A 6,504-nucleotide genomic window follows, 5' to 3' on the forward strand; every position below is an offset into this window, starting at 1 on the left:
CAGCCGGAATACCAAGGCCAGATCGCTATGTTTGCCGGGGTGGACCGCATCCGTTTCAAACGCTCCGCCCTCCCCGGAGAGACCTTGTTGATCAGCACTGAACTCACCGCTATCAAGGGAAGCATTGGCAAGGGCAAAGGAAAGATAACTATTGATGGGGAGACAGTCTGCAGTGGGGAGTTTATGTTTGCGCTGGTGAAGGACCAGGAGTGAACCGGAGGAGTATATGTTAAAACGTTCATTTGGAAAAACCAAATATATACCTGTTCCTCAGGATGCCTTGCCGTACAGACCGGCAAAGCCGGGGCAGGCAGTCTGCCCGCAGTGCACTTCCGGTATATCTGAGGAGGAGATGCAGGAAAATTTCAAGGTCTGCCCGTTTTGCCGGCACCATTTTCCTATGAATGCTCATGAACGATTAAGCTGGATTGCGGAAGCCGGCAGTTTTGAGGAATGGGATACCGGCCTCAGTTCTTACAACCCCTTGGAATTCCCGGGATATGATGAAAAATTAGCTGACGCCCGGGAAAAGACCGGCCTTCAAGAGGCCATTATCACCGGGGTGGCCAGGGTGCAGGGATACCAGGTGGTTCTGGGAATAATGGACTCGCGTTTTCTGATGGGAAGCATGGGATCAGTAGTAGGGGAGAAAATCAGCCGGGCTATTGAAAAGGCCATGGAGCTGGGCTGCCCGTTCATTACCTTTGCGGTGGCCGGCGGTGCTCGCATGCAAGAAGGCATGCTTTCCTTGATGCAGATGGCTAAAACCAGCGCGGCTCTGGAAAGGTTCCACAAGCGGGGACTGCTCTATATCTCGGTAATGACCCACCCCACAGTCGGGGGAGTGCCAGCTAGTTTTGCAGGTCTGGGCGACATCATCATCGGTGAGCCCGGTGCTTTAATCGGGTTTACCGGACCGCGTGTGATTGAGCAGACCTTGGGGCAGCGTCTGCCGGAAAGGTTTCAGCGCGCCGAATTCCAACTGGAACACGGCATGCTCGATCTGGTAGTGGATCGAGCGGAATTGCCCGCTGTGATCGGGCAGATCCTAAGGCTTCACCTGGGAGGTAACCATGGTTAAAAGACAGTTTGATTATGAAGACAAATATGAGAATATTCAGGATAAAATCAAGGAACTGGTGGAATTATCGGGCAGTTTGGACTTCGATTTAAGCGGTGAGATCAAGGTATTGGAAAGTAAATTGCAAGCCATCCGGGATCAAAAATACCAGAACCTCACTCCCTGGGAAAAAATACTTCTGGCCCGTAATCCAGAGAGGCCCACTACCATACAGTATCTTGACAATATTTGTGATGAGTGGATTGAACTGCACGGCGATCGGCTCTATGGGGACGATCATGCTGTCGTAGGCGGAATCGGCGCCTTTAACGGCATGCCGGTGACGGTGATTGGCCATCAGCGCGGTAAGGACACCAATGAAAATATCAAACGCAATTTCGGTATGCCACATCCGGAGGGATACCGTAAAGTACATCGTTTGCTGGTGCAGGCTGAAAAATTCGGGCGGCCGATATTAACCTTCATCGATACTCAGGGGGCTTATCCAGGCGCCGGTGCTGAAGAACGCGGTCAGCCTGTGGCTATTGCTCAGGATCTCATGTTATTATCCGGGCTGAGTGTACCGATTATATCAACGGTTATAGGCGAAGGCGGCAGCGGCGGGGCACTGGCTCTAGGGGTGTGTGACCGCCTGATCATGCTTTCCAACTCGGTTTTTTCAGTAGCTTCAGCTGAAACTTGCGCTTCTATTCTGGCCAAAGATGCTAATCAGGCCGAGGGAATGGCCGGTGCCTTGAGATTGACCGCTTTCGACCTGAAAGATCTCGACATCGTTGACGAAATTGTGCCTGAACCCATTGGCGGAGCCCACACCGATCCTCAAGAAACCATAGCCAGGGTTAAAGAAGCCATAGCCAGAAATCTCTATGAGGTGATGGAAAAGGGCGGTAATCTTCCTGAACAGCGCTATCAGCGGCTGCGCTCCATCGGGCGCTATAACATTAAATAGCACATACAGGGCCACGTGGGGACGGTTCTTTTGCCTGCCGGGGCAGGCAAAAGAACCGTCCCCATGCCTGTTTGACTCAAAAAAGACTCGAGGAAAAGATCCCCGTGTGTCATATAGGGGCCGGGCTTGGGTGATACTAGAAAAGAAAAGGTTTATAATGGATAACATAACCATGAACGCAAAAATTACCGCGATAAGGAGGATGGCAGTGAACCATAGCCCGAAAAGAGATGAAATAGAGGCTCGCTTCAAATGGAACCTTCAAGACATCTATAATGATGATGCCGCCTGGGAAAATGATTATGAGCAGATGAAAACTATGCTGCTCAAAGCTGCGCAGTTACAGGGGACTCTGGGGCAGTCGGGCCCGCAGCTTTTGAGCGCTCTTCAGCAGATAGAATCGATCGACCGCCGGGGAGAGAAATTGGTGGTTTACGCCAAGATGCGCCGTGATGAGAATAATGCCGATAATCGTTATCAAGCCCTGTATGATCGTGCGGAAACCCTGATGATCGAAGCCGGCAGCACTATGTCTTTCGTAACCCCTGAATTGACTGAAATTTCGCAAGAAATCCTGAACCAATTCATGGAAGAATGCGAAGACTTGAAGCTATACCGGCATATGTTTGATGAGATTTTCCGGCAAAAGGAGCATGTGCTCTCCCAGCCCGAGGAAAAGATCCTGGCCCAAAGCGCCGATCTGTCCCTGGCAGCCGGCAACATATTTACAATGCTTAACAACGCGGATATCAAATTTGGAATGATCCGGGATGAAAACGGTCAGGAAGTGGAACTCACCAAAGGGCGCTATGGCCGGTTCATGGAAAGCCATGACCGCCGGGTGCGCGAAGAGGCCTTTCACGCTCTTTACAGCGCTTACGGAAAGCTGGAAAACACCCTGGCTTCATCTCTGTCAGCCAGTGTCAAAAAAGACGTCTTCTATGCCCGGGTCCGCAAATACCCCTCAGCCCTGCATGCCTCTCTCCAACAGGACAATGTTGAAGTTGAGGTCTATGATCGCCTGATTGAGTCGGTACACAGTTATATGAACGATATGTACCGCTATTTGAAACTGCGCCGGCAGATTCTAAACCTGGATGAACTGCACATGTACGATATTTATGTTCCTCTGGTGAAGGAATACCAGGCGGAAGTCCCCTATGATAAAGCCCGGGAGCAGGTTTTAGAAGCCCTGCAGCCACTGGGTGAGGAATACCTCAGTATTTTAAAAAGCGGTTTTACCAGGGGATGGATAGATGTTTATGAAAACCAGGGCAAAACCAGCGGCGCTTATTCCTGGGGATGCTACGATACCCATCCCTATGTCCTGCTGAATTATGATAACAAATTAGACGATGTTTTCACCCTGGCTCATGAGATGGGACATGCCCTGCACAGTTTTTACTCCAACCGCCATCAGCCCTATGTATACAGTCAGTACACCATTTTCCTGGCCGAGGTGGCTTCGACCGTCAATGAATCGCTGTTGATCGACTATCTGCTCAAACGCAGCAACAGCCGTGAGGAGCGCATTTATCTGATAAACCATTATCTGGAGCAGTTCCGCGGCACCGTATACCGCCAGACCATGTTCGCTGAATACGAAAAGATCATCCATGAAATGGTTGAACAGGGCAAGCCCCTGACCACCGAGGCATTGAAAAGCAGCTATCTGGATCTCAACCGGCTCTACTACGGCCCCGACGTGGTGATGGATGAAGACATCAAAATGGAGTGGGCTCGAATTCCTCATTTTTATTCAGCCTTTTATGTGTACAAATATGCCACCGGCTTTTCCGCCGCCACCGCCATCAAGGAACAGATCCAGAATGAAGGGGAGGCCGCTGTCAAACGCTATTTGGAGTTTCTCAAGTCGGGTTCATCAGATTATCCGGTAGAGCTGCTTAAAAAGGCCGGGGTGGATATGACTTCGCCCAAGCCGGTTCAATCCGCGTTGGATTATTTTGGCCGCCTGGTGTCCGAACTCGAAACGGCAGTCTCCGGCTGATCCCAATCGTTTGCGACCGCCAAATCCAGGTAATAAATGATCCCGGGCGGTCTTATTTTATTGCCTGGACTGGCGGTAAAAAGGCAAGCCGCTATCAAAAAATATAGGTTATGCGGAATACTCTCCCAAACCGGCTCCGGCCGGTTTTGTCTTGCAAATACTTTCATATTCGGCTTATTAAATGCACATAATGATTGCAGGATGCCAACTTTTAGTGCACGGTAAGGAGGAACATGTCTTGACTCAATTGACTGTACTGAAATGCGAAGAAGCATTTGATCAGAGCATAGCCAGAGTCACCCCCCGTTTGAAGGAGATGGGAAGTTATGATCTGGTCATCGGCATACCTTTTCATGAGGAGAAGGAGCAGTTCCTGGCCTTATTGCATTCGGTTGATCAGATCCTCACTTCATGGATAGGCAAGCGGCAACTGCTGTTAATGGTGGGCGATCATACGGCTATTGACTTCCTGGACGACATTGCAGAATTGGAACTTAAACACCCGCATTTAGAATTTGTATTGCCCGGCCACTGCAGCGGAAGAGGTTCTAGTATCCGTGCCATTATTGAGATCAGCAAGCGCCTGGAAGCCGATTTGATCTTATTCAGCGCCAATATGATCACCTCCCAGGGACCAGGCATTCAGGGAGACTGGTTAGAAAGCCTGTTAAATCCCATTCAAGGGCCCTACGACATGGTAGTGGGAAGCATGAGGCGTCATATGGGTATTGACAGTATCGCCCATATGCTGGCTTCACCGGTGATCGAAACTTTTTACGGCTTTCGCATGACTGATCCTTTAGGCGGCATTTATGCCATTAGCCACGATCTGGTGGAAGATTTGGCCCATGAAGCCATGTTCTGGGGGGAGGGCATTTATGGTTACGGAATAGATTTCTGGCTGATCACCCGAGCCTTATGCTGGAATAAGGTTATCTGCGAAGTCAGCCTGAATGGCGATGTCAAACCTGCCTCCCTGCAAAAACGCAACCGGGTATTCAGGGATACTGCCCAGATCGTATTTGAAGCCGCTAATCGCGACACGGCCGTCTGGGTGCAGGACCGCCTGGTGGTCAAGGTGGCCGACATCCTGGCCAACAGCGATATAAAACGTCCCGACCTGGGATATCATGATGTGGATGAACTCCTGGACAGCTTTCATGAAGGACTGAGGCTTTATTATGATTTAATGACCAATCTCTTCAGTTATGAACTGGTTCAGCAGATCACCGGGCTGAATGAGGAGAGCTTCAATCTGGACAATGACCTGTGGGTGAAGATAATGACCGAACTGACTATAGCCTACAGTTTAGATGAGGCCAATCGGGTTCAGGTCTTGGACTTATTGACCGCTTTATATAATGGCCGTGTAGCCAGTTATGTTCTGCAGATGCAGCAGTTTAAGGCTGTATTCCCGCAACTGGAGTGCAGCGAACAGGATGCTTTGCTGGTTTCCAAAATGGATTCTATAAGACGGCAATTGACCGACGAATTGCTCTGCTGCAAACCTGAATTCACCCGGCGCTGGATGAGCAAAAAGGAACAGGTCAAACCGGCCCTCATTCCACTGGGGTACATGGAATACGTGCCTGGCAAGCCCCTGGTTATTCCCAAAAAAATCCGGGGCAAAGACGGCCGCATAGTACAGACCGACAATATTTTCAGGAACCTGCGCAAGAGCTATAATGAAGAATTTGCCAAGTTTATCGGCGCAGGGCTGGGATTGCCGGTCAAAGGAAAAGCCCCTGACCTGATAGGCGGGGTGGAGCATTTCATGGAGCAGCTGGAGCAGGCGGCCGATAAAGTCATGCCCGGCGATCTCAGCAGCAGCAAAGGCCTGAGCGAGTTTGTCTCCAATATGCTCAACCTGGTAGAAAGCAAGCCGATATTTACTGTGCATATTGACAAGATCAGAGAGATGCTGGTCAGGTTTCCCCCGATCAATCTCATGATACCTTTGGGATACTACAAACCGGAACAGTTGATCGAAATGGTCGATCCCCGCGACGCCGTAACCTATGCCAATCTCATAGAAGATCGCTCCTATACCGACCGGGATGTAAACTGGCTGGCCGAGACCCTCAAACCCGAGAACTTTGAATGGGTGCCGATTAAAATCCTGATTATGCCGGAACAAATACAATTAGGCATTCTGGGGCGCGGCAAAATTTCCAATGCCAATCATATAACCGGACGCATCACGCTTCGCGCCCTTCAACCCGGGACCGGAGGCAAGTATCCCAAACTGAGATACCTCACTAGCATATTGCGCCGCCTGGCAGTTGCCGAACATTATTCTCAACTCTTTCAGCAAAATGTCGGGGAACGCAAGAATATCGGCGCCAAACTGCGCAATTCACTACAGATTTTGCATAAGGGCGAGGAATTTTCGATACACAATATTTTTGAAAACCATCATCATCGCTGTTTGGTGAACAAAATCAAAGCCCTGGCAGTTAAATTAGA

Annotated in this window: 4 protein-coding genes and 1 pseudogene; all 5 read left to right on the top strand. The window is 50.0% G+C overall.

What is annotated here, in order from left to right; genetic code table 11:
• Positions 1-213, top strand: a 213-nt coding sequence (locus B3W37_RS08085; RefSeq protein WP_483175316.1) for a hotdog family protein, incomplete at its 5' end; no start/stop codon positions are given.
• Positions 214-226: 13 nt separating this feature from the next.
• Positions 227-1,081, top strand: a complete 855-nt coding sequence (gene accD, locus B3W37_RS08090) for an acetyl-CoA carboxylase, carboxyltransferase subunit beta (protein WP_481040975.1) — start codon at positions 227-229, stop codon at positions 1,079-1,081.
• Positions 1,074-2,030, top strand: coding sequence for an acetyl-CoA carboxylase carboxyltransferase subunit alpha (locus tag B3W37_RS08095; RefSeq protein ID WP_483171478.1), 957 nt, complete (start codon positions 1,074-1,076; stop codon positions 2,028-2,030). Before accD ends, B3W37_RS08095 begins: the two co-directional genes overlap by 8 nt.
• 202 nt (positions 2,031-2,232) lie before the next feature.
• Entirely contained in the window at positions 2,233-4,038 is a 1,806-nt protein-coding gene (gene pepF, locus B3W37_RS08100; RefSeq protein ID WP_483171477.1) for an oligoendopeptidase F, read from the top strand.
• A gap of 238 nt (positions 4,039-4,276) precedes the next feature.
• Positions 4,277-6,504, top strand: a pseudogene (locus B3W37_RS08105) (hypothetical protein); the annotation flags it as partial.

It is taken from the genome of Syntrophomonas sp. UBA5494 (assembly GCF_002426325.1).

What these genes read in the sequence shown, in the direction of transcription:
- B3W37_RS08095 (WP_483171478.1), top strand. Translation starts at nt 1,074, where the DNA reads ATGGTTAAAAGACAGTTTGATTATGAAGACAAATATGAGAATATTCAG.
- pepF (WP_483171477.1), top strand. Translation starts at nt 2,233, where the DNA reads ATGGCAGTGAACCATAGCCCGAAAAGAGATGAAATAGAGGCTCGCTTC.
- accD (WP_481040975.1), top strand. Translation starts at nt 227, where the DNA reads ATGTTAAAACGTTCATTTGGAAAAACCAAATATATACCTGTTCCTCAG.